General features: G+C 64.1%; 22 protein-coding genes. 14 read left to right on the plus strand and 8 right to left on the minus strand.

What is annotated here, in order from left to right:
• Window positions 1-4 precede the first annotated feature (4 nt).
• Both hydA and ACNJX8_RS05050 read right to left on the minus strand, forming a co-directional pair.
• Window positions 5-1459, minus strand: coding sequence for a dihydropyrimidinase (hydA, locus tag ACNJX8_RS05045; RefSeq protein WP_439359801.1), 1455 nt, complete (start codon window positions 1457-1459; stop codon window positions 5-7).
• 114 nt (window positions 1460-1573) lie between these two features.
• Window positions 1574-2182, minus strand: coding sequence for a TetR/AcrR family transcriptional regulator (locus ACNJX8_RS05050; protein ID WP_439359802.1), 609 nt, complete (start codon window positions 2180-2182; stop codon window positions 1574-1576).
• A 101-nt stretch (window positions 2183-2283) separates the two neighbouring features.
• Here ACNJX8_RS05050 and ACNJX8_RS05055 point away from each other — a divergent pair, with 101 nt between their 5' ends.
• The 3 genes from ACNJX8_RS05055 to ACNJX8_RS05065 all read left to right on the plus strand — a co-directional run bounded on the left by ACNJX8_RS05055 (window position 2284) and on the right by ACNJX8_RS05065 (window position 3793).
• Window positions 2284-2979: a PspA/IM30 family protein gene (locus ACNJX8_RS05055; RefSeq protein WP_128939889.1), complete on the plus strand. Its 696-nt coding sequence runs from the start codon at window positions 2284-2286 to the stop codon at window positions 2977-2979.
• Window positions 2980-3034: 55 nt separating this feature from the next.
• Entirely contained in the window at window positions 3035-3310 is a 276-nt protein-coding gene (locus tag ACNJX8_RS05060; protein ID WP_061846546.1) for a YiaA/YiaB family inner membrane protein, read from the plus strand.
• A gap of 276 nt (window positions 3311-3586) precedes the next feature.
• Complete coding sequence (locus tag ACNJX8_RS05065) at window positions 3587-3793, plus strand: hypothetical protein (RefSeq protein ID WP_025033895.1); 207 nt, start codon at window positions 3587-3589, stop codon at window positions 3791-3793.
• A 214-nt stretch (window positions 3794-4007) separates the two neighbouring features.
• On the opposite strand, the gene ACNJX8_RS05070 is transcribed toward ACNJX8_RS05065, so the two are convergent.
• A complete protein-coding gene (locus ACNJX8_RS05070) occupies window positions 4008-4853 on the minus strand; it encodes an SDR family NAD(P)-dependent oxidoreductase (RefSeq protein WP_439359803.1) in 846 nt (281 codons plus the stop codon).
• A gap of 191 nt (window positions 4854-5044) precedes the next feature.
• On the opposite strand from ACNJX8_RS05070, the gene ACNJX8_RS05075 reads away from it, so the two are divergent.
• The 4 genes from ACNJX8_RS05075 (at window position 5045) to ACNJX8_RS05090 (ending at window position 10445) form a co-directional block, all read left to right on the plus strand.
• Window positions 5045-6541 (plus strand): aldehyde dehydrogenase family protein, encoded by a 1497-nt coding sequence (locus ACNJX8_RS05075; RefSeq protein ID WP_128931325.1) that lies wholly within the window; start codon window positions 5045-5047, stop codon window positions 6539-6541.
• A 117-nt stretch (window positions 6542-6658) separates the two neighbouring features.
• Window positions 6659-7786 carry an alkene reductase gene (locus ACNJX8_RS05080; protein WP_128931326.1) on the plus strand — a complete coding sequence of 376 codons (1128 nt, stop codon included), beginning with the start codon at window positions 6659-6661 and terminating at the stop codon, window positions 7784-7786.
• 223 nt (window positions 7787-8009) lie between these two features.
• Window positions 8010-8513: a GFA family protein gene (locus tag ACNJX8_RS05085; protein ID WP_128955924.1), complete on the plus strand. Its 504-nt coding sequence runs from the start codon at window positions 8010-8012 to the stop codon at window positions 8511-8513.
• A gap of 270 nt (window positions 8514-8783) precedes the next feature.
• The gene (locus ACNJX8_RS05090; protein ID WP_439359804.1) at window positions 8784-10445 is read left to right on the plus strand and encodes a thiamine pyrophosphate-binding protein; all 1662 of its coding nucleotides are present in this window, start codon (window positions 8784-8786) and stop codon (window positions 10443-10445) included.
• Window positions 10446-10622: 177 nt separating this feature from the next.
• Here ACNJX8_RS05090 and ACNJX8_RS05095 read toward each other — a convergent pair whose 3' ends face one another.
• The gene (locus tag ACNJX8_RS05095) at window positions 10623-12002 is read right to left on the minus strand and encodes an LLM class flavin-dependent oxidoreductase (RefSeq protein WP_128931329.1); all 1380 of its coding nucleotides are present in this window, start codon (window positions 12000-12002) and stop codon (window positions 10623-10625) included.
• 264 nt (window positions 12003-12266) lie between these two features.
• Here ACNJX8_RS05095 and ACNJX8_RS05100 point away from each other — a divergent pair, with 264 nt between their 5' ends.
• From ACNJX8_RS05100 to ACNJX8_RS05125, 6 genes are all read left to right on the plus strand, one after another.
• Complete coding sequence (locus ACNJX8_RS05100) at window positions 12267-13652, plus strand: M20 family metallopeptidase (protein ID WP_439359805.1); 1386 nt, start codon at window positions 12267-12269, stop codon at window positions 13650-13652.
• A gap of 86 nt (window positions 13653-13738) precedes the next feature.
• The gene (locus ACNJX8_RS05105) at window positions 13739-14650 is read left to right on the plus strand and encodes an amino acid ABC transporter substrate-binding protein (protein WP_249759518.1); all 912 of its coding nucleotides are present in this window, start codon (window positions 13739-13741) and stop codon (window positions 14648-14650) included.
• 115 nt (window positions 14651-14765) lie between these two features.
• Window positions 14766-15497, plus strand: coding sequence for an amino acid ABC transporter permease (locus ACNJX8_RS05110; protein WP_128939881.1), 732 nt, complete (start codon window positions 14766-14768; stop codon window positions 15495-15497).
• Between the two features lie 3 nt (window positions 15498-15500).
• On the plus strand, window positions 15501-16193 hold the full coding sequence (locus tag ACNJX8_RS05115; RefSeq protein WP_091887045.1) for an amino acid ABC transporter permease: 693 nt from the start codon (window positions 15501-15503) through the stop codon (window positions 16191-16193).
• Window positions 16194-16205: 12 nt separating this feature from the next.
• Window positions 16206-16937, plus strand: a complete 732-nt coding sequence (locus ACNJX8_RS05120) for an amino acid ABC transporter ATP-binding protein (RefSeq protein WP_128931333.1) — start codon at window positions 16206-16208, stop codon at window positions 16935-16937.
• A 202-nt stretch (window positions 16938-17139) separates the two neighbouring features.
• Window positions 17140-18000 carry a D-amino-acid transaminase gene (locus ACNJX8_RS05125; protein ID WP_128931334.1) on the plus strand — a complete coding sequence of 287 codons (861 nt, stop codon included), beginning with the start codon at window positions 17140-17142 and terminating at the stop codon, window positions 17998-18000.
• A 214-nt stretch (window positions 18001-18214) separates the two neighbouring features.
• On the opposite strand, the gene ACNJX8_RS05130 is transcribed toward ACNJX8_RS05125, so the two are convergent.
• From ACNJX8_RS05130 to ACNJX8_RS05140, 3 genes are read right to left on the minus strand one after another with little or no spacing between them, the layout of a single operon-like run.
• Window positions 18215-18676, minus strand: coding sequence for a carboxymuconolactone decarboxylase family protein (locus ACNJX8_RS05130; RefSeq protein WP_128931335.1), 462 nt, complete (start codon window positions 18674-18676; stop codon window positions 18215-18217).
• Window positions 18677-18702: 26 nt separating this feature from the next.
• Window positions 18703-20313, minus strand: a complete 1611-nt coding sequence (locus tag ACNJX8_RS05135; protein ID WP_128947458.1) for a DHA2 family efflux MFS transporter permease subunit — start codon at window positions 20311-20313, stop codon at window positions 18703-18705.
• A gap of 16 nt (window positions 20314-20329) precedes the next feature.
• Entirely contained in the window at window positions 20330-21511 is a 1182-nt protein-coding gene (locus ACNJX8_RS05140) for an HlyD family secretion protein (protein ID WP_439359806.1), read from the minus strand.
• 301 nt (window positions 21512-21812) lie between these two features.
• On the opposite strand from ACNJX8_RS05140, the gene ACNJX8_RS05145 reads away from it, so the two are divergent.
• Complete coding sequence (locus tag ACNJX8_RS05145; RefSeq protein WP_439359807.1) at window positions 21813-22724, plus strand: LysR family transcriptional regulator; 912 nt, start codon at window positions 21813-21815, stop codon at window positions 22722-22724.
• A gap of 12 nt (window positions 22725-22736) precedes the next feature.
• Here the strand turns inward: ACNJX8_RS05145 and ACNJX8_RS05150 are convergent, their stop codons facing one another.
• On the minus strand, window positions 22737-26168 hold the full coding sequence (locus tag ACNJX8_RS05150; protein WP_439359808.1) for an indolepyruvate ferredoxin oxidoreductase family protein: 3432 nt from the start codon (window positions 26166-26168) through the stop codon (window positions 22737-22739).
• Window positions 26169-26298 lie beyond the last annotated feature (130 nt).

Below are 26298 nucleotides of genomic sequence, written 5' to 3' on the forward strand. Positions count from 1 at the left end.
AGTGTTACGGCGTCACCGCGCCGCGTTCGACCGCGTGTGGGGCCGTCAGCTTTTTCCAGGTCGAATTGGCCAGATGTACCGGCGAAAATGGCGGCCGCTCGACATAACGGCCGTCGCCGGCCTCGGCGCGCAAGCTTCCATCCTTCCACGCGATGCGGCCGCGCGACAGCGTCACCGCCGGCCCGCCGATGCAGGAAAAGCCCTCGAACACGTTGTAATCGATCCGGCTCATCTGCCGCTTGGCGCTGATGGTCCTGGTCGCCTTGGGATCCCACACCACGATGTCGGCATCCGAACCGACGGTGACAGCACCTTTCCGCGGGTAGATGTTGAGGATGCGGGCGATGTTCGCCGAGGTCACCGCGACGAATTCCTCCTTGGTCAGCCGCCCGGTGGCGACGCCCGCGGTCCATAGCAGCGCGAGGCGGTCTTCGAGGCCGCCGGTGCCGTTTGGGATCTTTCTGAAGTCGCCGAGGCCGAACCGTTTCTGCGCGGTGGTGAAGGCGCAATGGTCGGTCGCGACCACCTGGAGCGAGCCGGCTTGCAGGCCGGCCCACAGGCTGTCCTGATGCGATCTGTCGCGGAAAGGCGGTGACATCACGCGCTGCGCGGAATGATCCCAGTCCTTGTTCTGATATTCATCCGCGTCGAGCAATAGGTGCTGGATCAGCGGTTCACCATAGACGCGCTTTCCAGCCGCGCGTGCCCGCGCGATCGCCTCATGCGCCTCGCGGCAGCTGGTGTGCACGATGTAGACCGGGGTGCCCGTCATGTCCGCGATCATGATGGCGCGGTTGGTGGCTTCGCCCTCGACCTCCGGCGGCCGTGAGTAAGCGTGGCCTTCGGGGCCGGTGACGCCGCGCGCGATCAGCGCGTCCTGCATCAGGGCGACGACGTCACCATTCTCGGCATGGACCACGGGCATGGCGCCCAAATGAGCGCAGCGGGCGAACGAGTTGTAGAGCTCGTCGTCGTTCACCATCAGCGCGCCCTTGTAGGCCATGAAATGCTTGAAGGTGTTGATGCCGTAGGTTTTGACCACGGTCTCCATCTCGTCATGGATCTGCTTCGACCACGACGTCACGGCCATGTGGAAACCGTAGTCGGAGGCCGCCTTCTCGGATTTGCGGCGCCAATTCTGATAGGCGGCGAGCATCGACTGACCGGGATCGGGCAGGCAGAAATCCACCACCATGGTGGTGCCGCCGGCGAGCGCCGCCTTGGTTCCCGATTCGAAATCATCGGCGGTGACGGTGCCCATGAACGGCATTTCGAGATGGGTATGCGGGTCGATGCCACCAGGGATGACATAGGCGCCGCCGGCGTCGATCACTTCATTGCCGGTGGGCGCATCGAGCGAGGCCCCAATCGCGACGATGATCTCGCCGTCGATCAGCACGTCCGCGCGGCGCGAATGATCGTGATTGACGACGGTGCCGCCGCGGATGAGGAGGGGCATGGAGGGCTCCGGGAGAGGTGAGGGGACGTCTCGCTGCGAAGGCTAGGCACGGCGACAGCGATGCGACAGGCGAAATTTTAGTCAGCCTCCGCCGATGGTTTCACCGCGCTGTCTCTACTTTGCGTGGGCGACCAGCCCATCCAGCATTGCGCGCACGAGGCCTGCGATCTCCTTGCGCAGCGCCGGCAGCGGCACGGCGACCAACTTCTGTTCCAACCCCAGCGCCACCATGCCATGAACCGCCGAGAACAGGCTGCGCGCGGTGATGCTCAACTCCTCCGGACTGCGCTTTGGAAGTAGCGCGGCCAGCGGCTGGTAGATGTGGCGGAACAGCTGCATCTGGTCGTGGATCGACCAGTCGGGGACAATCTTGTCGGCCTCCAGACGATGCTCGAACAACGCGCGCCAGAGCTGGAGATTTTCGGCGGCGAAATCGCAATAGGCGATGGCGATGCGAACCAAGGCTTCTTGTGGAGAGGGCTCGCCAGCGCTCTCCGCCGCGCTGAGCGCCTGGTCGAGCCGAAGCAGCGTGCGCGAGCCGACGCGCAGGATCAATTCGTCGACATCGGCCACAAGATTATAGACCGCGCCATTGGCGCAGCCGATCTCGCGGGCAAGATCGCGTGTCTTCAGGCCCGCCAATCCTCGTTCAGCGATCATCCGCTCCGCCGCCAGGATCAGATCGGCTCGAAGTTTCTCTCGACGTTCCAAGGTCTTAGACATTTATTTGTCAGATTCGTGAACATCGTTCAAAAATATCTTGAGCACTGCTCAAGATGTGCTACAAAGCATCCGTGAGCAATGCTCATAACAGGGAGAAACAAATGTTCAAGACCGTAGTGACGCTTTTCCGCGGCAGCGTGGCCGCTGCGGGCGAGGAGCTGGAAGACCGGACCGCTCTTCTGATCCTCGATCAGCAGATGCGTGATGCGGCCGCGGCCGTCGAGCGCAGCAAGCGCACGCTGGCGCTGGCGATCGCGCAGGACCAGCAGGAGGGCCGCAAGCTCGAAGCGACGAATGCCCGCATCGCCGATCTCGAGACCCGTGCCGTTGCGGCGCTCGACGGCGGCCGCGAGGATCTCGCCAAGGATGCCGCCGAAGCCATCGCCGGCTTAGAGGCTGATCGCGATGCGGCAATGACGGCGCGCGCGCTGTTCGCGACCGAGATCGCGCGGCTGAAGCGCCACGTCACCAGCGCGCAGGCCCGCATCACCGAGCTCGACCGCGGCCGCCGTATTGCCCGTGCCTCGGAAGCGGTGCGCTCGCTTCGTCGCGGCGGCATCGAGGCTGCACGTCCCTACGAATCCACACTGCCGGAGGCGGAGGGCACGTTGAGGCGTCTGCGCGAGCGGCAGATGGAGGCCCAGGCCGCCGACGATGCCCTGGTCGAACTCGACGCGGCCACCGGTCCGCTCGCCACCGCCGAGAGGCTAGCCGAACAGGGCTTTGGCCCCCGGCTCAAGACGACCGCGGACGATGTGCTGGCGCGGTTGAAGTCCAAGCGCATGCCGACTGCCTGATCTCACATCTAATCCCTCGAACCCAATCATCATTCGAACCAACAGGAGACCCATCATGAACCAGAACGGCCAGCCCCACAGCAGCGCCTGGGTAAGCTTCACTTACGCGTCCTTCGCAGCCTCTGCCTTCCTCGTCGCCATCGGCATCTTCTTCCTGCCGATCGACCTCTGGATGAAGGGCTATCTCACCATGGGCATCGTCATGCTGATCCAGACCTGCATCACGCTGACCAAGACTGTGCGCGACAATCACGAGAGCAGCCGCCTCGTGAACCGCATCGAGGACGCCAAGGCCGAGCGTCTGCTGATGGAGGTGTCGAAGGCGGCTTGAGGAGACCAGCGCGGGAAAAGAGCGCTCTGCGCAGGGCGGCTGATGCCGAGCATCCGCCGCCCGCTGTATTTCCGGTCATTTGCCACAATCGCGCCATCGTCTGCGAAATGCAGTCGAGCCATCATGGCAGGGCGTTGCGCCCATATGTTGCCGAGAGCCTTCTCGTGCATGCCGAGGACTGGCACGTGATTGTCGAGGTCAGAGCAGGCTTTGCCGATTGTGATTTGAACGCAGGTGCGATATGGCTCTCGCGCTTTCCAGAGGCGGAGATGAGCTTTGTCGAAACAATCCCTGCGTGAGGAGGCCGAGCGCCTGATCCGCGAATCGATGGAAAAGAAGACCATCGTCGTCAAGCAGGGCACCACCCGCATCGAGGCCGTCTGCGGCAAGTGCGGCGCGCCGAACCGGGTGCAGGCGGAAAAGGGTCAGACCCGCGTCAAGTTCGCCTGCAAGAATTGCGGGCATAAGCAAGAGACGCTGTAGGGCTTCCTACCTCTCTCCGCTCTTTGCGGGGAGAGGTCGGATCGCGCAGCGATCCGGGTGAGGGGCAGGGCACTCCGCAACTGCGATCTCAGTTTATCCGACTCACGCCTTTCGCGAGCCTGCTTACAATTCAGGCCGCAGTTTGTGGAGGCAGCCCCTCACCCCACCCTCTCCCCGTAAGAACGGGGCGAGGGAGTGATAGGGCGGTGCGAGCCTATTTCCCCTCCACCAACTTCTTGAATGCATCCGCGTAATCCGGATGCCAGCGCGACAGCGGCGGGCGGTTCTCGATGATATCGCCGGCGGCCCACAGCATGCGCTTCTCGTCGAGTGAGCGGGGCACGTCATTGTCCGGGCACAGGATGTAGAAGTCGCCGACCTCGAGCCGCCTCAGCATGAAATCCACGGTCTGCTCCGGCGTCCAGGCGCCTGCGGGCTTCTCGGTGCGGCCCTTGGCGGTGAGGCCGGTGAAGACGAAGCCTGGTATGAGCAGATGCGCAGTGACGCGGCAGTCCCTGGTATTGCGCAGCTCGTGCTGGAGGGCTTCCGTAAAAGCCTTCACGCCGGCCTTGGAGACATTGTAGGCGGGATCGCCGGGCGGGGTGGTGATGCCTTGCTTCGAGCCGGTGTTGATGATGAGGCCGGGTTTGCCGCGCGCGATCATGCCGGGCGCGAAGATGCGCGAGCCGTTGATGATGCCCCACATGTTGACGCCGATGATGCGCTGCCAATTGTCAGGCCCGGTGAACAATGTGCTGCCGGGCTGGATGCCGGCATTGTTCATCAGGATATCGGTGCCGCCGAAGCGGGCGCACACGGCGCGTTCCAGTTCCATCACGCTCTCGACCTTGCTGACATCTACGGCAGACGTCATCACATTCCCGGCACCTGCGACGGATGACAGTTTTGTTGCGGCCTCAGCCAGCCGCGGCTGATCGACATCGGCGATGCACAGCTTCATGCCGGTGCGCGCAAACGCCGCGGCGGCGGCAAATCCGATGCCGGACGCGCCTCCCGTGATCACGGCAACGTTGTCTTTGACGATGGCGGGATGTGACATGGCGGGGTCTCCGGCGAAGCTACATTGCGCTCCATCGCGTTATAGCACGTGCCTCTTGCGACCCTGCACAAGTCGGCATGGGAGGTCTTCGCTCCGCGCCGCCTTTACGCCTCTCCGGCGCGGCTATATTTTATGCGACGAACGATCCCGCGCAGATCGAACCAATCAATCACCTGACAGGGAGTGCAGCCATGGCTGTGTCGCAGGCTATTCCGATCACGCGCCATCCATTCGCGAACGGGTCCTACAAGCAGATGCTGATCGACGGGAAGTGGGTCGACGCTGCCTCAGGCAAGCGCTTCGAGACCCGCAATCCCGCCACCGGCGAACTGCTCGCAACCGTTGCCGAAGGCGACAAGGAAGACATCGACCGCGCGGTCGCCGCCGCACGTCGTGCGTTCGAGGGTCCGTGGAGCAAGGTCAAGCCGTTCGAGCGGCAAAACCTCCTCTTGAAGCTCGCCGATCTCGTCGAGAAGAATTTCGATGAATTGTCGCAACTCGACACGCTCGACATGGGGGCTCCCGTCAGCCGCACCCGCGCCTATCGCCTGCGCGCGATCGGCATGCTGCGTTACTACGCCGGCCAGACCACCGCGATCCATGGCGAGACCATCGAGAACTCGCTGCCCGGCGAGATCTTCTCGTACACGCTGAAGGAGCCGGTCGGTGTCGTCGGCGCCATCATCCCTTGGAACGGGCCGCTGACGGCGACGATCTGGAAGATCGGCCCGGCGCTCGCGACTGGTTGCACCGTGGTGCTCAAGCCCGCCGAAGAGGCGCCGCTGACCTCGCTGCGCATCGCCGAGCTCGCGATGGAAGCGGGCGTGCCGCCCGGCGTCATCAACGTCGTTCCCGGCTATGGCGAGACCGCAGGCGCGGCGCTCGCCTCGCATCACGACGTCGACAAGGTCGCCTTCACCGGCTCGCATGTCACGGGCCAGTCGATCATCCGTGCGTCGGCCGGCAACCTCAAGCGCGTCTCGCTCGAGCTCGGCGGCAAGTCGCCGGACATCGTGTTCGCGGACGCCGATCTCGATGCCGCGGTGCCGGGTGCTGCGATGGCGGTGTTCGCCAATTCGGGGCAGATCTGCAGCGCGGGCACGCGTCTGTTCGTCGAGCAGTCGATCTACGAAGAATTCGTCGGCCGCGTCGCCGAGTTCGGCAAGAACCTGCAAGTCGGCAACGGTCTCGATCCCAACGTGCAGATCGGCCCGCTGGTGTCTGAGCAGCAGCTCGAGCGCGTCACCGGCTATCTCGATATCGGCCAGAAGGAAGGCGCCAAGGCGCTTGCCGGCGGCGCCCGTGTCACCGAAGGCGCGCTGTCGAAGGGCTTCTTCGTCTCGCCGACGGTGTTTGCGGGCGTCCAGGACAATATGCGCATCGCGCAAGAGGAGATTTTCGGGCCCGTCATCTCCGCGATCGCCTTCAAGGACATGGACGAGCTGGTCAAGCGCGCCAACGCCACCACGTTCGGCCTCGGCTCCGGCCTGTGGACTCGCGATGTCAGCAAGGCACATGCGGTGGCGAGGAGCCTGCGCGCCGGCTCGGTGTGGGTGAATTGCTACCAGACGATGGACCCGGCCGTGCCGTTCGGCGGCTACAAGATGAGCGGCTACGGCCGCGAGTCCGGCAAGCAGCACGTCGAGGAATATCTCAACGTGAAAGCCGTCTGGGTCAAGACGGCGTAAGACCTGCTCTCTTCTGCGTTCCGTAAGAGGGAATATTTGATTTCGTGGGGCGGCGCTTTTCCGGTGGCCGCCCCTCGCTGTATGATCCGCATCCTTCCATAAACATTCGGGGCCAGCATGAAATTTCCGGCGTTGTTCAAACCGTTGCAGGTCGGTCCATACAGGCTTGCGCATCGCGTCGCGATGGCGCCGCTGACGCGGATGCGGGCCGAACGCGAGAGCTTTTCGCCGCGGCCGCTCAACGCGGAATATTACGGCCAGCGCGCGACGCAAGGCGGCCTGATCATCGCCGAAGCGTCCCCGGTGCTCTCGCACGGCCGTGGCAATCCGGCGACCCCCGGCATCTATTCGGAGACGCAGATCGCGGGCTGGCGCAAGGTGGTCGATGCCGTGCACGCCAAGGGCGGCATCATCTTCCTCCAGCTCTGGCATGTCGGCCGCGTCTCGCATTCTTCTTTCCACGGCGGCGCGCTGCCGGTGTCGGCCTCGGCGATCCCGATCAAGGCCGAGGGCATGAAGGCGATGACCGCCGACGGCAAGATTGCCGATTACGAGACGCCGCGCGCGCTCGAGACCGAGGAGGTCAAGGACATCGTCGAGGCGTTCCGCCAAGGTGCCAAGAACGCGCTCGCCGCCGGCTTCGACGGCGTCGAGATCCACGGCGCCAATGGCTATCTGCTCGAGCAGTTCCTGCAATCGCGCAGCAACCAGCGCACCGATCAGTATGGCGGCGGAATCGAGAACCGCGCGCGGCTGCTGCTCGAAGTGACCCAAGCCGCGATCGAGGTCTGGGGTGCGAACCGCGTCGCCGTGCGGCTGTCGCCACACGGTATCGCCAATGATTCCGGCGAGGGCGATCCGATGCCGCTCTATACCCATGTCGTGAAGGCGCTCGACGAGCTCGGTCTTGCCTATCTACACTTCATCGAGCCGCGCTCCAGTGGCGCGGGGCGTGCCGACGTCAACTGGCAGAACGTGCCGTCCGCGATGGTGCTGTTCCGCCCGCTCTACAGTGGCGTGCTGATGACCGCCGGCGGCTTCACCGGCGAGACCGCGAATGCGGCGATCGCCGAGGGACACGCCGACATCATCGCCTTCGGTCGCATCTTCATCTCCAACCCCGATCTGCCGCGCCGGCTGGCGCGCGATTACCCGATCACGCCGTACAACCGCGCGACGTTCTATGGCGGCGAAGAAAAGGGCTATACGGATTATCCGGTGTATGACGAGCTGACGCCGGCGTAGGGACCTTCGTAGCCCGGATGGAGCGCAGCGAAATCCCCGATTCGTGCCAGCGTCGAGATTCCCGGATTGCGCTGCGCTCCATCCGGGCTACGGAGTTGTTGCTTGGCTCCGACCGCACCACATATTCCGTCATTGCGAGCGCAGCGAAGCAATCCAGACTGCCTCCGCGGAAAGATTCTGGATTGCTTCGCTGCGCTCGCAATGACGACGGAGAGAAATCCTCATGGCCAAAGCCGCAGCCGCCGCAGGAATCGCCACCGGCCAATGCCTGTGCGGCAAGGTCAGCTTCGAGATTGACGTGCCCGCGCGCTGGGCCTGGCACGATCATTCCGCCGCCAGCCGCCGCGCCCATGGCGCGGCCTACGCCACCTATGTCGGGAGCTGGAAGAAGCGCTTTCGCATCACCGCGGGCAAGGTCGCGCTCACGCGTTATGAAGACAAGGCCACCAAGACAACCCGCAGCTTCTGCTCGCATTGCGGCACGCCGATCGCCTATGAGCGCCCGCGCGGCCCGCACATGGTCAACATCCCCCGCGCGCTGTTCAACGAGCGCACCGGCCGCCAGCCGCTCTATCACATCGCGATCGAAGAGCTGCAGGAGTGGGCCTATACCGGCGAGCCGCTGGTGCCGCTGAAGGGTTTTCCGGGCGTGGTCTGGCAACGCTCGAAAAAGAAGAAGCGGGCGAGGGGCGAGGACCCGTTCGAGCTTGGGCGCGAGGAGATGTAAGCGCACCGCGCTGCTCTCGTGCCCCGGACGCAGCGCAGCGCCTCTTCGGCGGTGCGCTGCTGAGCCGGGGCCCATGCACCAGCCATCGTCGTGCGAACTCTGGGTCCCGGCTCTGCGTCGCAACGTTACACGTTGCGCCGCGTCCGGGACACGAGAGAAGAGATCGGGGCGCTCGCGCAACGCAGCCATGACCGCACTTCCTTGCGCGCCTCCACCGACTTCGGTCATCATGCTCCCGTCCTTGCGGCAACGTCCGCTCCTGGAGGAAACATGAAGAACAAGATCACCGGCCGCTCCGCCTTTCTCGCGTTGCTCAAGGACGAGGGCATCACGCATCTGTTCGGCAATCCCGGCACCACCGAGCTGCCGATCATGCACGCGCTGAAGGACCATCCTGATCTCACCTATGTGATGGCGATGCAGGAGAGCCTGGTGGTGGCGATTGCCGATGGTTACAGCCGCGCCTCCGGAAAGCTCGTCGCCTGCAACGTCCATGTCGCGCCAGGCCTCGGCAACGCGATGGGCTCGCTCTACAACGCGCAGTTCACGGGCACGCCGATGATCCTCACCGCCGGCCAGCAGGAGCAGGGCCACGGCCTGATGGAGCCGGTGCTGTACGGTCCCTTGGTGCGCATGGCCGAGCCGCTGGTGAAATGGGCGGTTGAGGTGACCCGGCTCGAGGATCTGCCGCGCGTCGTGCGCCGCGCGGCCAAGGTCGCGACCACGCCGCCGACCGGCCCCGTGTTCATCTCGCTGCCTGGCGACATCCTCAACAGCGAGGCCGGCATCGATCTCGGCCGTTCCACCCGCATCGACGCACGTACCAAACCATCGGATGACGCGCTCAGGGCCTTTGCTGCGCGGCTGCTGAAAGCCGAGCGTCCTGTGATCGTCACCATGGACGAAGTGGTCAAGAGTGATGCTTTGAAGGAGGCGGCTGAATTGGCCGAGCTGCTCGGCGCCGCCGCGTATCAGTCCTCGACGCCCTATGGTTCGCACTTCCTCTCGGAGAGCCCGAGCTTCGTCGGCACGCTGGCGCGGGTTCAGAAGGCGGCGCGCGATACGCTCGCGCCTTACGATCTCCTGATCGCGCTTGGCGGCGATCCCCTGCGCATGTCGGTCCATAGCGAGGTCGATGCGCTGCCGGATGGTCTCGGCATCGTGCAGATCGGTCTCGCCGATTGGGAGATCGCCAAGAACTACGGCGCCGAGATCGCGCTGAAGGCGGATTTGAAGGAAACGTTGCGCGCGCTGATCCCGGTGCTGAAGGAGCTGGGCGGCACGACACTCGCAAGCCGCGCCAGGCAACGTCTTGCCGAGCTTGCGCCGAAGAATTGGACTGCGCGCCGCGCCGCGCTGATCGAGCAGATCAGCAAGAGCGCCGGCCGCACGCCGATCGATCCGGACTTTCTGGTGCTGCAAATGGTCGAAGCCATGCCCGACCATGCCATTCTCGTCGACGAAGGGCTCACCTCCAGCCGCCAGATCACGGCGCTGCGTCCGCATCGCGATCGCTACGGCTATCACGGCCTCGCCTCCGGCGGCATCGGCTGGGGCCTGCCGGCCTCGGTCGGCGTCAGCATCGCCAATCCGGATCGTCCCGTCGTGTGTTTCTCCGGCGATGGCAGCGCGATGTATTCGATCCAGGCGCTGTGGACGGCGGCGCATCACAAGCTGCCGCTCAACGTCGTTATCGCCAACAATGGCGGTTACCGCATCATCAAGCAGCGCCTGCTTGCCTTCCATGGCGATGACAATTACGTCGGCATGGATTTCGTCGATCCGCCGGTGGATTTCGCCGGCATCGCCAAGGCGCTGGGCTGCGAGGCGATCAGGGTGAGCGATCCGCGGGAGCTGAAGGCAACGCTGGCGTCAGCGTTCGGCCGACCGGGGACGAAGCTGATCGAGGTGATGGTGGATGGGAAAGTGTAGGCACTCTGATAATGGCGGGCGCGATCCCTCCTCATCGTCGTCCCGGCGACGACCCATAACCACAGGGAGGGGTTTGGCGAAGACTCGTCGTCCGGGACTACGACCAATCACAATCGAGGGATCACGCGGTATGGGTCCCGGCCTTCGCCGGGACGACGCCTGAGGGTGTGGCAGCGTCTACCCCCTCTTCCCTACCCGATATCCCGCCGCCGGGTGCGGCGCATCGAGCCTTGCGCGACCCTCACCGAACAGCTTCTCCCGTAGCGTACCCTTGGCATAGTCCGCCTTGTACCGTCCGCGCCGCGTCAGCTCCGGCACCAGCATATCGGCGATGTCCTCGAAATCGCCGGGCGAGATGGCAAAGGCGACGTTGAGGCCGTCGACGTCGGTCGCCTCGAACCATTGCTCGATCTTGTCGGCAACCATCTCCGGCGTGCCGACCACGACCGGGCCGGCGCCGCCGATGCCGACATGCTCGATGACGTCGCGCACGGTCCAGACCCGGTCGGGATCGGCGCGGGTGACGTTGTCCATCGCGCTGCGGCCGGCGTCATTCTGGACGTGCCGGACCTGCTGGTCGAGGTCGTAGCCGGAGAAATCGACGCCGGTCCACCCCGACATCAGCGCCAGCGCGCCTTCCGGGCTGATGTGGCGGCGATAGTCGGCGTATTTCTCTTTCGCCTCGGCTTCCGTCCGTCCCAGGATGATCGTCATCATCGAGAACATCAGGATCTCGGCCGGGTTGCGGCCAAGCGCGGCGGCCTCTTGCCGGATTGCTGACACGCGCGGCGCGATCACCTTGGCCGATGGTCCCGACATGAACACGCATTCGGCATGCTGTGCCGCGAACTGCCGGCCGCGCGGCGAGGTGCCGGCCTGATAGAGCACGGGCGTGCGCTGCGGCGACGGCTCGCTGAGATGAATGGTGTTGTTGATGCGGTAGTTCGCGCCGTCATGATTGACGCGATGCACTTTCGTGGGATCGGTGAAAATGCCGCGCTTGCGATCCCGCAGCACCGCATCGTCCTCCCAGCTTCCTTCCCAGAGCTTGTAGACGACCTCCATATATTCGTCCGCGATGTCGTAGCGGTCGTCATGCCCGGTCTGCTTGTCCTTGCCGGCGCCGCGCGCGGCGCTGTCGAGATAGCCGGTGACCACGTTCCAGCCGATCCGCCCCTCGGTGAGGTGATCGAGCGTCGACATCCGCCGTGCGAACGGGTAGGGCGGCTCGAAGGACAGATTGCTGGTGACGCCGAAACCGAGATTTTGCGTCACCGCGGCCATCGCCGAAAGCAGCAGCAGCGGCTCGTTCGACGGCGTCTGCGCCGCATTGCGCAAGGCTGCGTCAGGGCTATTGCCGTAGACGTCATAGACCCCGAGCACGTCGGCCAGGAACAGCCCGTCGAAGCGGCCGCGCTCCAGCGTCTTGGCGAGATCGATCCAGTAGGGCAGGCGGTTATAGTCGGCAGTGCGGTCGCGCGGATGAGTCCACAGGCCCGGTGACTGGTGTGCGACGCAATTCATCGCAAAGGCGTTGAGCCTGATCTGCTTGGCCATGATGTCCCTCGGCACTCTGTACTGAGCGCTCTTCGAATGGTAGACGTGCGCCCGAATTGGCGAAGTTCTTGCATATCCTAGACTTGCATGTCTCGGCCTTGGCAAGGCCAAAATCCGTAGCGCTGCCGCGCTTGGCAAGCCGATCTCAAGAGAGCAAGAACGAAATCCCAAGAGAACTCCAAGAACTATCGACGTCCCCGCCACTTTCGAAGTCCCGCCCGTCTCGGGTAATGTCCTTCGTCTCAAAACCTCGAAAAGCAAGTCATGACCAGAGCCGACGCCATCGCCCGCGCCCGTGAGGATTTCAAATCCGGTGCGTTTCTCACCGAGCTCGACCGCCGCGTCGCTTATCGGACCGAGAGCCAGAATCCGTCGCGCGGCACTGAGCTGCGCGCCTATCTGGAACAGGAAATGCAGCCGGCCTTTGCTGCGCTTGATTTCACCAGCCGCATCATCGAATCCCCAAGCGGCAAGGCGCCGTTCCTGTTCGCCGAGCACCACGAGAACGGTTCAGTGCCGACCGTGCTGATCTACGGCCATGGCGATGTCGTCGACGGCATGGAAGGCGAGTGGCGCGATGGCCGCGATCCCTGGCGCACGACGGTTGCGGGCACGCGCCTCTATGGCCGCGGCACCGCCGACAACAAGGGCCAGCACAGCATCAACATGGCGGCGCTCCGCGCCGTGCGCGAGGCGCGAGGCGGCAAGCTCGGCTTCAACGCCAAATTCATCGTCGAGATGGGCGAGGAAATCGGCTCGCCCGATCTCGGCAAGGTCTGCGATCTCAATCGCGACGCGCTCAAGGCCGATTTGTTCATGGCCTCCGACGGGCCGCGCCTGTCCGCCGACCGTCCGACGTTGTTTCTGGGCTGCCGAGGTGGCATCCGCATCCATCTCGACGTGAACCTGCGCGATGGCGGCCACCATTCCGGCAATTGGGGCGGCGTGCTCGCCAACCCCGCGACCATCCTGGTCAACGCCATTTCCACACTGGTCGACGGCCACGGCCGCCTCCAGCTCGACGCACTGAAGCCGCCGCGGCTCACCAACCAGATCCGCAGCTATCTCGCCGACGTGCAGGTGGTGCCGACCGCGGACGAGCCGGCGCTGGCCGAGAATTGGGGCGAGGACGGACTATCGGCGGCCGAACGGCTCTACGCCTGGAACACGCTGGAAGTGCTGGCGATGTCCTCAGGCAATATCGAGAAGCCGGCGAACGCCATTCCCGGCCATGCCAATGCCGTGCTGCAACTGCGTTTCGTGGTCGGGACCAAGATCGAGGGCCTGATCGATGCCATCCGCGCGCATCTGGTCGCGAGGGGTTTTCCGATGGTCGAGGTGCGGGCGGCCCAGAGTTTTGCTGCATCGCGCACAGACTTCGACAGCCCCTGGATCAAATGGGCGGCGGATTCGGTGCAGTCGACCACCGGCAAGGCGCCGGCCGTGCTGCCGAATTTCGGCGGCTCGCTGCCCAATGACGTGTTCTCCGAGATCCTGGGCCTGCCGACGATCTGGGTGCCGCACTCCTATCCCGGCTGCTCCCAGCATGCGCCCAATGAGCACATCCTGCTGCCATTGACCGAAGAGGCCTTGACGGTGATGGCCGGGCTGTTCTGGGATCTCGGCGAGTTGCCGGCGCCGTTAACCTGAGCCTTTGATCCAGCCGAAAGTTACATTCTAATCCGGCTCGATTTGTGCTTGCATCCGGGCCGCATCATCCGAAAGGGGAAGAAAAAGTGAAACATTTCCGTCACATCGGGCTCGCGCTGGCCGCGACCTTCGTCGTCAGCCAGGCCGGGGCCCAGGGGCTGACCGGCACGCTGAAGAACATCAAGGACACCGGCGCGATCACGCTGGGCTTCCGCGACTCCTCGATCCCGTTCTCCTATCTCGACGACAACCAGAAGCCCGTCGGGTTCGCGATGGACATCTGCTACAAGATCGTCGACGCCGTGAAGAAGGAGCTCAAGCTCGACAAGCTCGAGGTCAAGCTCAACCCGGTGACCTCGGCAACCCGCATCCCCTTGATGGCGAACGGCACGATCGATCTCGAATGCGGCTCGACGACCAACAACGCCGAGCGCCAGAAGCAGGTCGCCTTCACCAACACCCACTTCCTGACGGCCAGCCGCTACGTGTTCAAGAAGTCGAGCGGCCTGAAGTCGATCGACGATCTCAAGGGCAAGGCGGTGGTCTCGACCGCCGGCACCACCAACATCAAGCAGCTCACCGAAGCCAACGTCGCGAAGGGCCTCGGCGCCAACATCATTCCGGCCAAGGACCACGCCGAAGCCTTCCTGATGGTCGAGACCGACCGCGCCGTCGCCTTCGTGATGGACGACATCCTGCTGGCGAGCCTCGTTGCCGGCTCGAAGTCGCCGAACGACTATGCCATCTCCAAGGACGCGTTCTCCAAGCCCGAGCCCTATGGCATCATGCTGCGCAAGGACGACGCCCCCTTCAAGAAGGTGGTCGATGCGGCGACGGCGGCCCTCTACACGTCCGGCGAAGCCCAGAAGATCTACGACAAATGGTTCACCCAGAAAATCCCGCCTAAGGGACTGAACCTCAACACGCCGATCTCGGCCGAGTTGAAGAACGAGTTCGCCAAGCCGACAGACTCGCCGAACCCGGACGACTATAAGTAATATAGACCTCGATCTTTCGATCGGAATCATGTCCGGCCACTCTTGACACCAGGGTGGCCGGACATTTGCATAGGCGCCGGGACATCCATGACTGGCGCGTTCGCGCGGGGGACACGTGAACTATAACTGGAACTGGGGAATCTTTTTCCAGCCGAACCCGATGGGGACCGGCACCTATCTCGATATGCTGCTGGCGGGCCTGGTGCTGACCCTCAAGACGGCGGCGCTGGCCTGGGTCATCGCGCTGATCACCGGCTCGATCGTCGGCGTGATGCGGACGCTGCCGTCGAAGGGCGCCACCTGGTTCGGCTTCGCCTATGTCGAATTCTTCCGCAACATGCCGCTTCTGGTGCAGCTGTTCCTGTGGTTCTTCGTGCTGCCGGAAATCCTGCCGAAGGCCGCAGGCCTCTGGTTGAAGCAGCTGCCGAACGCGCCGTTCTGGACGGCCGCGATCGGCGTCGGCTTCTTCATGTCGGCGCGCGTGGCCGTGCAGCTGCAGGCCGGCATCTTGTCGCTGCCGCGTGGGCAGAAGATGGCGGCAACCGCGCTGGGTCTGACCACGGTGCAGGGCTATCGCTACGTGCTGCTGCCGATGGCGTTCCGCATCATCCTGCCGCCGCTGACGTCCGAGTTCCTCAACACCATCAAGAACACAGCGGTCGCGATCACCATCGGTCTGCTCGAGCTGACCGGACAGGCGCGCTCCATGCAGGAATTCTCGTTCCAGGTGTTCGAGGCCTTCACCGCCGCGACCATCCTCTACCTCCTCGTCAACGCCGTCGTCGTGACCGCGATGCGCTTCCTCGAGCGCTGGGTTGCGATCCCCGGCTACATCACGGGGAAATAAGCGATGCTCGGCAATTTCGATTTCGACGTCATCCGCCGCGCGTTGCCCTACCTGTTCTACGAGGGCATGACCTTCACGCTGACGCTAACGGGGCTCGCGGCTCTCGGCGGTCTCATCTTCGGCACGGCGCTCGCCCTGATGCGCCTGTCCGGCTTCAAGATCCTTGGCCGCATCGCCGGCGTCTATGTCGACTTCATGCGCTCGCTGCCGCTGGTGCTGGTCATCTTCTGGTTCTACTTCCTGGTGCCCTATATCGGGCAGTGGCTGACCGGCGCCTCGCGCCCGATCAGCGTCGGCGCGTTCGCATCCTCGCTCATCACCTTCATCATGTTCGAGGCGGCGTATTTCTCCGAGATCATGCGCGCCGGCATCCAGTCGATCTCGCGCGGGCAGCCCGCCGCGGCCAGCGCGCTGGGGCTGACTTACGCCCAGACCATGCGCTACGTCGTGCTGCCGCAGGCCTTCCGCAACATGCTGCCGGTCCTGATCACGCAGACCATCGTGCTGTTCCAGGACACCTCGCTGGTCTACGTGCTGTCGATCACCGACTTCCTCGGCGCCGCCAGCAAGGTGGCGCAGCGCGACGGGCGCCTGGTCGAAATGTATCTGTTCGCAGCTGTCGTCTACTTCACCATTTCCTGTATCGCGTCGTTCGGCGTCCGCCGGCTCCAGGCGCGCATCGCCATCATTCGCTAGAGCGTGTCGGTCATGATCGAAATCAGCCACGTCAACAAATGGTACACTCCGAGTTTCCAGGTGCTGACGGATTGCACCACCAGCGTCACCAAGGGCGAGGTGGTCGTGGTCTGCGGTCCGTCGGGCTCGGGCAAGTCGACGCTGATCAAATGCGTCAATGCGCTGGAGCCGTTCCAGAGCGGCGACATCCTGGTCGACGGCACCAAGGTCAACGATCCCAAGACCGATCTGCCGAAGCTGCGTTCGCGCGTCGGCATGGTGTTCCAGCACTTCGAGCTGTTTCCGCACCTCAAGATCATCGACAATCTCTGCCTCGCGCAGGAGAAGGTGCTGGGGCGGTCGCACGACAAGGCGCTGACCAAGGGCATGCAGCTTTTGGAGCGCGTCGGATTGAAAGAGCAGGCGCAGAAGTTTCCGGCGCAGCTCTCCGGTGGCCAGCAGCAGCGCGTCGCCATCGCACGCGCGCTCGCCATGGACCCCATCGCCATGCTGTTCGACGAGCCAACCTCGGCGCTCGATCCGGAGATGATCAGCGAGGTGCTCGACGTCATGGTCGACCTCGCCCGCGAAGGCATGACCATGATGGTGGTGACCCACGAGATGGGCTTTGCCCGCAAGGTCGCCAACCGCGTCATCTTCATGGACCGCGGCGAGATCGTCGAGGACGCCGCGAAGGACGATTTCTTCGGTAAGCCCCGCAGCGACCGCGCGCAGAAGTTCTTGTCGAAGATTCTGTCGCATTAATTCCTGTCGTCATTCCGGGACGCGCCTCTTGGCGCGGGCCCGGAATCCATCGAGCGGCAGGACGCGAGGTGAAATGGATTCTCGGATGCGCATCATAGCTCGTCGCTTCGCGCCGCCCCGGAATGACGAATAGAGGGGTGATCGCGACCCCCGTTTCGCGTATAACGCCCCAAATTTCCCATTCCCCGCCAGGAGACCTGCCTTGGACTCGATCGCCTACGTCAACGGCTCATTCGTCCCGCTCTCGGACGCGAAAGTCTCGATCCTCGATCGCGGCTTCCTGTTCGCCGACGGCATCTACGAGGTCTCGGCCGTGCTCGACGGCAAGCTGGTCGACAACGCCTCACATCTGGCGCGGCTGGAGCGCTCGGTCGGCGAGATCAAGCTGAAGTTGCCCGAGACGGTCGAGCGCATAACCGAGCTCCAGAAAGAGCTGATCGCGCGCAACAAGGTCGAGAGCGGTCTCGTCTACCTCCAGGTGACGCGCGGCGCCGACAAGGGCCGCGACTTCGCGTTTCCCAAGGGCGACGTCAAGTCGAGCCTGGTGATGTTCACCTCGGAGAAGGACATTATCAACGCGGCGTCGGCGAAGACGGGCATCAACGTGATCACCGTGCCGGACATCCGCTGGGAGCGGCGCGACATCAAGAGCGTGGCGCTGCTGGCGCAGGTGCTGGCGAAGCAGGCCGCGGCCGAAGCCGGCGCCGGCGAAGCCTGGATGCTGGAAGACGGCTATGTCACCGAAGGCGGCTCGTCCTCGGCATTCATCCTGACACAGGACGACGTCATCGTGACCCGTAAGAACTCCAACGCGATTCTGCCGGGCTGCACTCGCAAGGCCGTGGTGGCGCTCGCTGAAGAGCGGCAGCTCCGCGTCGAGGAGCGTTCTTTCACGGTGGCCGAGGCGCTCGCCGCCAAGGAGGCTTTTGCGACGTCGGCCTCACTGTTCGTCCAGCCGGTGGTCGCGATCGACGGCAAGAAGATCGGCGATGGCAAGCCCGGCCCGACGGCAACGCGGCTGCGCGAGATCTACGTGGAGTTCGCCAAGGCGACGGCGGTTTGAGCCACACACTCAGCTATCGTAGGGTGGGCAAAGGCGCTTTTGCGCCGTGCCCACCATTTCTCTCGCGTTCGCTGAAACAAGGTGGGCACGCTTCCGCCTTCGCTCTGCGAGCTACGGCGGACAAGTCGCTTTGCCCACCCTACGAGACTGGAATACTGGATGCCCCGCCTTCGCGGGGCATGACGGCGGCGTGAGTTGTGACAGCGACCAACCCTTACGCTACCGACGCCTTCACCTTGACCGGGTGAACCGCGCGGAACGAGATCGCAATCCTGTTCCAGGCGTTGATGGCGCCGATCAGCATGGTCAGGTTCACGGTCTCCTCCTCGGAGAAATGTGCCCGGACCTGCTCGTAGACGTCGTCCGGCGCATGCGTCTGCGAGATCAGCGTCACCGCTTCCGTCCAGGCCAGTGCGGCGCGCTCGCGGTCGGAATAGAGCGGGGATTCGCGCCAGGCGTTGAGCAGATAGATGCGCTGCTCGGTCTCGCCGCGCTTGCGGGCGTCCTCGGTGTGCATGTTGATGCAATAGGCGCAGCCGTTGATCTGCGAGGCCCTGATCTTGACGAGCTCGATCAGTGATTTTTCCAGGCCCGTCGACTGGATCTGCGTCTCCAGCGCCATCAGTGCTTTGATCGTGTCGGGCGCGGCCTGGTAGTAGTTCATGCGAGGCTTCATGGTCGTTCTCCTTTCGTGGGGTGAGGTCAGTGGGCTCCGCCGGCGGAAGTCTGGCCGGGCTTCTTCAGGAACAGAGCCGCGATCAGGGCAACGATCAGCGCCGCGCCGAGCAGATAGAAGGTGTCGCTGAAGGCGAGGATATAGGCCTGCTTCTGCACGATGCGGCCGATCGCGACATAGGCACGATGCGACGCATCCGCATGGTCCAGGATGCCGTGATTGATGAAATATTGCGTGAGCTGCTCCAGCCGCGTGCGCGTCGCCTGCTCGAATACCGAGACCGACTGCATCAGCACGTTGGAGTGATACTGCTCGCGCTTGGTCAGCACGGTCTGCAGCAGCGCGATGCCGACGGCGCCGCCGAGATTGCGCATCATGTTGAACAGGCCGGACGCCGAGCCCGCGTTTTCCGGTTCGATGCCTGATGTCGCCACCGCGGACAGCGGCGCCATCACCAGCGCCTGGCCGATCGCCCGAACCACATTGGGCCAGAGCAACTGATCGGCGGCATAGTTGCTGGTCATATAGATATTCATGAAGTTGGAGGCCGCGAACAGGACGAAACCGACACCGATGATGATCCTCGCGTCGAACTTCTGCATCAGCCGCGGCACCAGCGGAATCAGCATGAGCTGCGGCAAGCCGGTCCATGCCAGCACCAAGCCGATCTGCTCGGCGTTGTAGCCCTGGATGCGAGCCAGATATTGCGGCAGGATGAAGACCGAGCCGTAGAGCGCGACGCCGAGCAGGAAGTTCGCGAGCATGCCGAAGCCGAAATTGCGGCGCACGAGCAGGCGAAGGTTCAGGAGCGGCTTCTTGACCGTGAGCTCGATGATCAGGAACGCAGTCAGCGCAACGACGGCGATCACCGACAGTTTCACGATGAAGGGGGAGCCGAACCAGTCGTCCTTGTTGCCTTCCTCCAGCACGGTCTGGAGCGCGGACAGGCCGATTGCCATGGTGATGATGCCGGCCCAGTCGCCCTCGCGCAGTAACGACAGCTTCATGGGCTTTGCGTCGAGCGCGTACCAGAGCATGCCGACCATGATCGCGCCGGGAACGAGGTTGACGTAGAAGATGTATTGCCAGCCGAAATTCTCGGTGAGATAGCCGCCGATAGTCGGGCCGATCGCGGGCGCGAAGGTCGCCGACAGCGCGAACAGGGCAAGGCCCACCGGCTGTTTTCCGCGCGGCAGCAACGTGATGATCAGCGTGAACGCCATTGGAATCAGCACGCCGCCGGTGAAGCCTTGCACCGCGCGCAGCACGATCATCTGCGACAGATCCTGCGCCAGCGCGCAGGCCGCGGACAGCGCCAAAAACAGGATCGCGTTGGTGAGGAGATAAATGCGGATCGAGAACACCTGCGCAAGCCAACCGGAGAGCGGGATCACCACGATCTCGGCGATCAGATAGGAGGTCGAGATCCAGCCGCCGTCGTCGATGCCGGCACCGATCGCACCCTGGATGTCGGCCAGCGAGGCGTTGACGATTTGGATGTTCAGCACCGCCATGAAGGCGCCTAGCGTCGCGCCGATCACGGCGATCCATGTTCTTGCGGAAACCGTCGGCGTGGCGGGCGCAGCGGGGGCGGGGAGGTCGGCTGCGGCGTTGAGGGTGGGTTGGAGCGTGCTCATGGAAGCCTCGTCAGCTTCAGCCGCCGTTTGGGCGGGATGTGTTGTCGGCGAGATGTCTGGTCGTCTCGCGTTCGGCCAGCACCGCCTGCTTGGTGTCGACGGTCGGCACCGCGGACATGCCGGGGCGCAGCAGGCCGGTGAGGTTATTATCGTCGAGCACGATCTTCACCGGCACGCGCTGCACGATCTTGGTGAAATTGCCGGTGGCGTTGTCCGGCGGCAGCAGAGCGAACTCGAGCCCGCTCGCCGGCGACAGACTGTCGATATGGCCGCGCAGGGGCTGGCTGCGGAAGCTGTCGACGCGCAGCTCGACCGGTTGGCCGGGACGCATATGTGTGAGCTGAGTCTCCTTGAAGTTCGCAAGGACATAGACCGCATCGAGTGGCACCACCGCCATCAGCTGTGTGCCGGCCTGCACGTACTGGCCGACGCGCAGCGAACGTGCGCCAACCGTGCCGTCGACCGGCGCTGTGATCTCGGTGTAGGACAGGTTCAGCGCCGCCTGCTGTGCCACCGCACGGGCGCGCTCGAGCTGGGCCGTCGCCTGGGCGCGCTGGGTGGTGAGCACGTCGACCTTGCGCTGCGCCGCCAAGAGGCCGGATTTGGCGCGCTGCAATTGCGCCGTGCTGGCGCGCAGCGCCGCATCGGTCTGCTGCGCGCGCTGGATCGTGCCGGAGCCCGACTTCATCAGGTCGTCGTAGCGGGCGCGTTCCTCCTGGGCGAATTTCAGATTGGCGTCCGCAGCAGTGACGTCGGCGGTGCTCTGCGCGATGATCGGCTGTTGCAATTCGAGCTGGGCATCGATGTTGCGCACCGAGGCTTCGCCGGCGGCGACATCGGCGCGGGCCTGGTCGAGCGCTGCCTTGAAGTCACGATCGTCGATCTTGGCCAGCGCCTGGCCCGCTTTGACCTTCTCGTTGTCGCCGACCAGCACCTTCGCGATGTAGCCGGAGACCTTTGGCGCGATGATCGTGGAATCGGCTTTCACATAGGCGTCGTCGGTGGATTCGAGGTAGCGGCCGGTGGTCCAATAGTCGTGTCCGAAATAGGCAACCGTAGCCGTGCCTGCGAGGAGCGCGAGCACCAGCGCCGCGCGCCGCACCAACTGCCGGGCCGGCAGACGCGACGGCGTCTTGGAGTAATCATGAATGATTTCAGTTGCTTGCTGGAAGTTTTCGGTGCGCGGCATTTCGGACATGGCGGTCTCCTATCGGCGTGCCGAGACTATCTGTCTTTCCAGCTCCGGTGATAATCAGCGAAATACCGGAAGGATTATCCATTAAGGGTGGATAGTCCGGGGGATATCACCTTGATGTCTGAGGTCTACCGAACCGGATGTGCCACTGCCCCAGAGCGATTGCCGCACCTGTCGCGCAATTGCTGCTAACGAGGCCCACGCCGCGCGAACCTGTAGGCGGACGAGACCGCCTGGGGTGATCTGTTGGATAATCCCGGCGAATTCCTTGCGATTATCGATCAAGAGCGGATAATCAGGCGGCATGGACCGATTGACCAGCCTCGAAGTCTTCAGCCGGGTGGTCGAGACCGGCGGCTTTTCCGCAGCAGCCCGCAAGCTCAACATGTCGACCAGCATGGTGAGCAACCACGTCCAGGCGCTGGAGGACCGGCTCGGCGTCCGGCTGCTCAATCGCACCACGCGCAAGGTCAGCCTCACCGAGATCGGCAAGGCCTATTACGACCGTGCCACGCAGATCCTCGCCGATCTCGAGCAGGCCGACGACATCGCGAGCGAATTGCAGTCGGTGCCCCGCGGTACGCTGCGCATCCACGTCGCCACGCATATGGTGCCGTTCGTCGCGCCGGTGGTGGCGCAGCTCCTGTCGACTTATCCGGAACTCAAGATCGACCTGCGCATGGGCGAGGCCGACGTCGACCTCATCGAGGAAGGCTATGACGTCGCCCTGCGCATGACTGCGCCGCCGGATTCGAGCCTGATCGTGCGTAGTCTCGCCACCTGGCGGCACGTGCTGTGCTGTTCGCACGATTATCTCGAGAGGCATGGTCGTGTTCAGAAGCTCGACGAACTCGCCGCGCACAATTGCGCCCGTCACTTGAACTATCCTTTTGGCGACGAGTGGCGCTTCTTCGACCGCAAGGGTGCTCCAGCCTCGGTACGCATCTCCGGCCGCTTCGTCACCAATAGCGGGGAAGCGCTGCGGAAAGTCGCGCTGGACGGGGCGGCTGTCTGCCTGATGGCCGGGTTTCTGGTTCAGGACGATCTTGAAGCAGGCCACCTCGTTCGGCTCCTACCCGAATATCGCCCGGTCGAGATGTCGATGAACGCGGTCTATCCGCACCGCCACCATCTGTCGGCGAAGGTCAGGACCTTCATCGACATGCTCGTGCATCACAGCGCCGAGCAGCAGAAGCTGATCAATCCCTATTCATGAGCGGCGCGGCGGTCAGGCCGCTCGCGCCGTTATCGGCTGGGCCAGCAGGGATTCGACCTCTGACTTGACCGAGGCGATCGCAGCCTCTTTCACGGGCCCATAGCCGCGGATGTTCATGGGGGCCTTGGCCACGACGATGAGATCTGCCAGGCGTGCCGCGTCGAGCCCGCCGAGCATCCGGTCGATCAGGTCCTCGTACCAGGCGATCAGCTCGCGCTCGGCGCGCCGTTCGGCGGTGTAGCCGAATGGATCGAACGGTGTTCCGCGCAGCCCCTTCAATCGCGCCAGCATGGCGAGCGGCATCTGGATCCACTGCCCGAAGGCGCGCTTGCGCGGACGTCCACGTGCGTCGCGCCTTGAGGGCAGGAATGGCGGGGCAACGTGATAGTGGATGCTGAAGCCATCCTCGAACTCGCGCTTCAATTCGTCGATGAAGCCGCTCTGCATGTGCAGCCGCGCCACCTCGTATTCGTCCTTGTAGGCCATCAGCTTGAACAGGGCGCGGGCCACCGCATCGGTCAGGGCCTCGCTGCTCAGGACAGCCTCGGCGCGGCGGACCTTCGCGACGATCGCCCGATAGCGCGCTGCATAGGCCTCATCCTGATAGGCGGTGAGGAAATCGGCGCGGCGTTCAATGAGCTGGTCGAGCGTCTCGACCGTTGGCATATCGTCCGTCTTCGGCAGAAATTCCGGATCGGCAGCGGCGATGCGGCCCCAGGCGAAAGCCTGCTTGTTGCGCTCGATGGCGACGCCGTTGAGCTCGATCGCGCGCAGCAGCGCTTGCAGCGAGACCGGCACCAGTCCGTGCTGCCAGGCAAAGCCCAGCATGATGATGTTGGCATAGACGGCATCGCCGAGCAGCCGTTCGGCCAGCGCATTCGCGTTGAGCGTGTCGAGATTGTTGTCGCCGATCACGCGGCCGATCGCGCGCAGGCGGGCAGGCGAGGCGAGGTCGGCATCGCGGAAGCGGACGACGTCGCCGGTCGGCATCTCCGCGGTATTGATCGCGGCGCGCGTGCCGCGGCGGTAGGTGCCGGAGGCCTTCGGCGAGGAGCTCACGACGAGGTCGCAGCCGATCAACGCGTCGGCCGCGCCCTGGTCGATGCGCACCTGATGCAGCGCGTCGGGGGAAGCGGCAAGCCGGATGTAGCTCAGCACGGGCCCGAATTTTTGCGCAAAGCCGGTAAAATCCAGCACCGAGACGCCGCTTGGCTCGAGATGCGCGGCCATACCGATCAGCGCACCGACCGTGATCACGCCGGTGCCGCCGACGCCGGTCACGAGCAGGTCGTAGGGCCGGTCGAGCGTCGCGAAGGCGGGCAGGGGAAGCGTCGCGGCGCGGCCGATCGCGTCGATCTGGCTCGCGGTCTTCTTCCGGCGCGTCGCGCCCTCGACGGTAACAAAGCTCGGACAGAAGCCGTTGAGGCAGGAAAAGTCCTTGTTGCAGGCCGACAGATTGATCTGGCGCTTGCGGCCGAACGGCGTTTCCTTCGGCTCGACGCTGAGACAGTTGGACTCGACCGAGCAATCGCCGCAACCTTCGCAGACGAGATCATTGATGTAGGCAAAGCGCTTCGGGTCGTCCATCTGGCCGCGCTTGCGCCGCCGCCGCTTCTCCGTGGCGCAGGTCTGCTGGTAGATCAGCACGGAGACGCCGGGCACGCCGCGCAGTTCGCGCTGCACGGCGTCCATCTCCTCGCGTGGATGGATTGTGACGCCGGTTGGCAGGTCGGGCGGAGAAAATTGCGCGGGATGGTCCGACACCAGCGCGATGCGCTCAACACCTTCGGCGCGGACGCTGTGAGCGATGGCATACACGCTGATGGGCCCGTCGACCGGCTGGCCGCCGGTCATTGCGACGGCGTCGTTGAACAGGATCTTGTAGGTGATGTTGGCCTTGGCGGCGATCGCCTGCCGGATCGCCATCGAGCCCGAGTGATAATAGGTGCCTTCACCGAGATTCTGAAACACGTGCTTGTGGCCGGTGAATTTCGATGAAGCCGCCCAGTTCACGCCCTCACCGCCCATCTGGATCAGCGAGGAGGTCTCGCGGTCCATCCAGCTTGCCATGAAGTGGCAACCGATGCCGGCCAATGCCTTGGAGCCCTCCGGCACCTTGGTCGAAATGTTGTGCGGACATCCCGAGCAGAAATAGGGTGTGCGCGTCGCGCCTGGGACGTTGATCGTGCGTGCCGCCTCCGGCATCAACGCAGCCGCCCGCGCGGCGAGATTGAGGCCCGGAAACATCGGGTCGAGCCGCCGCGCCAGCACGGCAGTCAGCGCGCGCGGCGACAATTCGCCGATCCAGGAGATCAGCCGCGCTCCTTGCTCGTCGTGCTTGCCGACCATGCGCTCGGGCTTCGTGCCCGGATAGTCGTAGAAATATTCCTTGAACTGGCTCTCGATGATGCCGCGCTTCTCCTCGACCACGAGAATCTCGCGCTTGCCCTTCACGAATTCCATCGCGTCATGCAGCGCCAGCGGCCAGACCATGCCGACCTTGTAAACGTCGATGCCTATGCTGCGGCAGGCCGCTTCATCGAGGCCCAACAGCCGCAGCGCTTCCATCAGGTCGAGATGCGCCTTGCCCGTGGTGACGATGCCGTAGGTCGCGTTCGGAATGTCGTAGATGTGCCTGTCGATCGGATTGGCCTTCGCAAAGGCGTAGACCGCGTGCTTCTTCGCTTCCAGCCGCTCCTCGATCTGCGGTCCGGGCAGGTCGGGCCAGCGATAGTGCAGGCCGCCCGGTGGCGGCGTGAAGTCGGGCGCGCGGAAGTCGCGGGGCGGGCTTAGCGCCACGGAGGCGCCCGACTCCACGATCTCCGAAATGGCCTTGAAGCCGACCCACATGCCGGAGAAGCGGCTCAGCGCGTAGCCATATTCGCCGAATGCGAGATATTCGCTGACGCTTGCGGGGTGCAGCGTCGGCATGAACCAGCTCATGAAGGCGACGTCGGACTGGTGCGGCATCGAGGACGAGACGCAGCCATGGTCGTCGCCTGCAACCACCAGCACGCCGCCATGCGGCGAGGAGCCATAGGCGTTGCCGTGCTTGAGCGCATCGCCGGAGCGGTCGACGCCAGGGCCCTTGCCGTACCAGAGCCCGAACACGCCATCGACCTCGCGGTCGGCTTGCGTCTCGACCTGCTGCGAGCCGAGCACGGCGGTCGCCGCAAGGTCCTCGTTCACGGCGGGGAGGAATTCGATGCGGTCACGCTTGAGCCGTTCCGGGATGCGCCAGAGCTCGAGATCGATGCCGCCGAGCGGCGAGCCGCGATAGCCGGAAATGAAGCCGGCGGTGTTGAGGCCGCGCGCGCGATCGCGCCTGACTTGGTCAAGTGCGACACGGACGATCGCCTGTGTGCCGGTCAGGAAGACACGGCCTTCCTCACGGTCGTAGCGGTCGGAGAGTTCGTAGGTGTCGAGGGTCGGAATGGCGTCCATGCGGACCTCCCGCGGCATTCCCTGCCGGATCAGCAGAGGTTAGGCCCGGCCGGCTGGTAGGTCTTACCTATCTTTCCCGATAGACGGTGCAGTTCTGGTAGATATGTCCGATTTGACCTATTATTCGGTG

It is taken from the genome of Bradyrhizobium sp. SPXBL-04 (assembly GCF_051853035.1).
Taxonomy (GTDB): Bacteria; Pseudomonadota; Alphaproteobacteria; order Rhizobiales; family Xanthobacteraceae; genus Bradyrhizobium; species Bradyrhizobium zhanjiangense.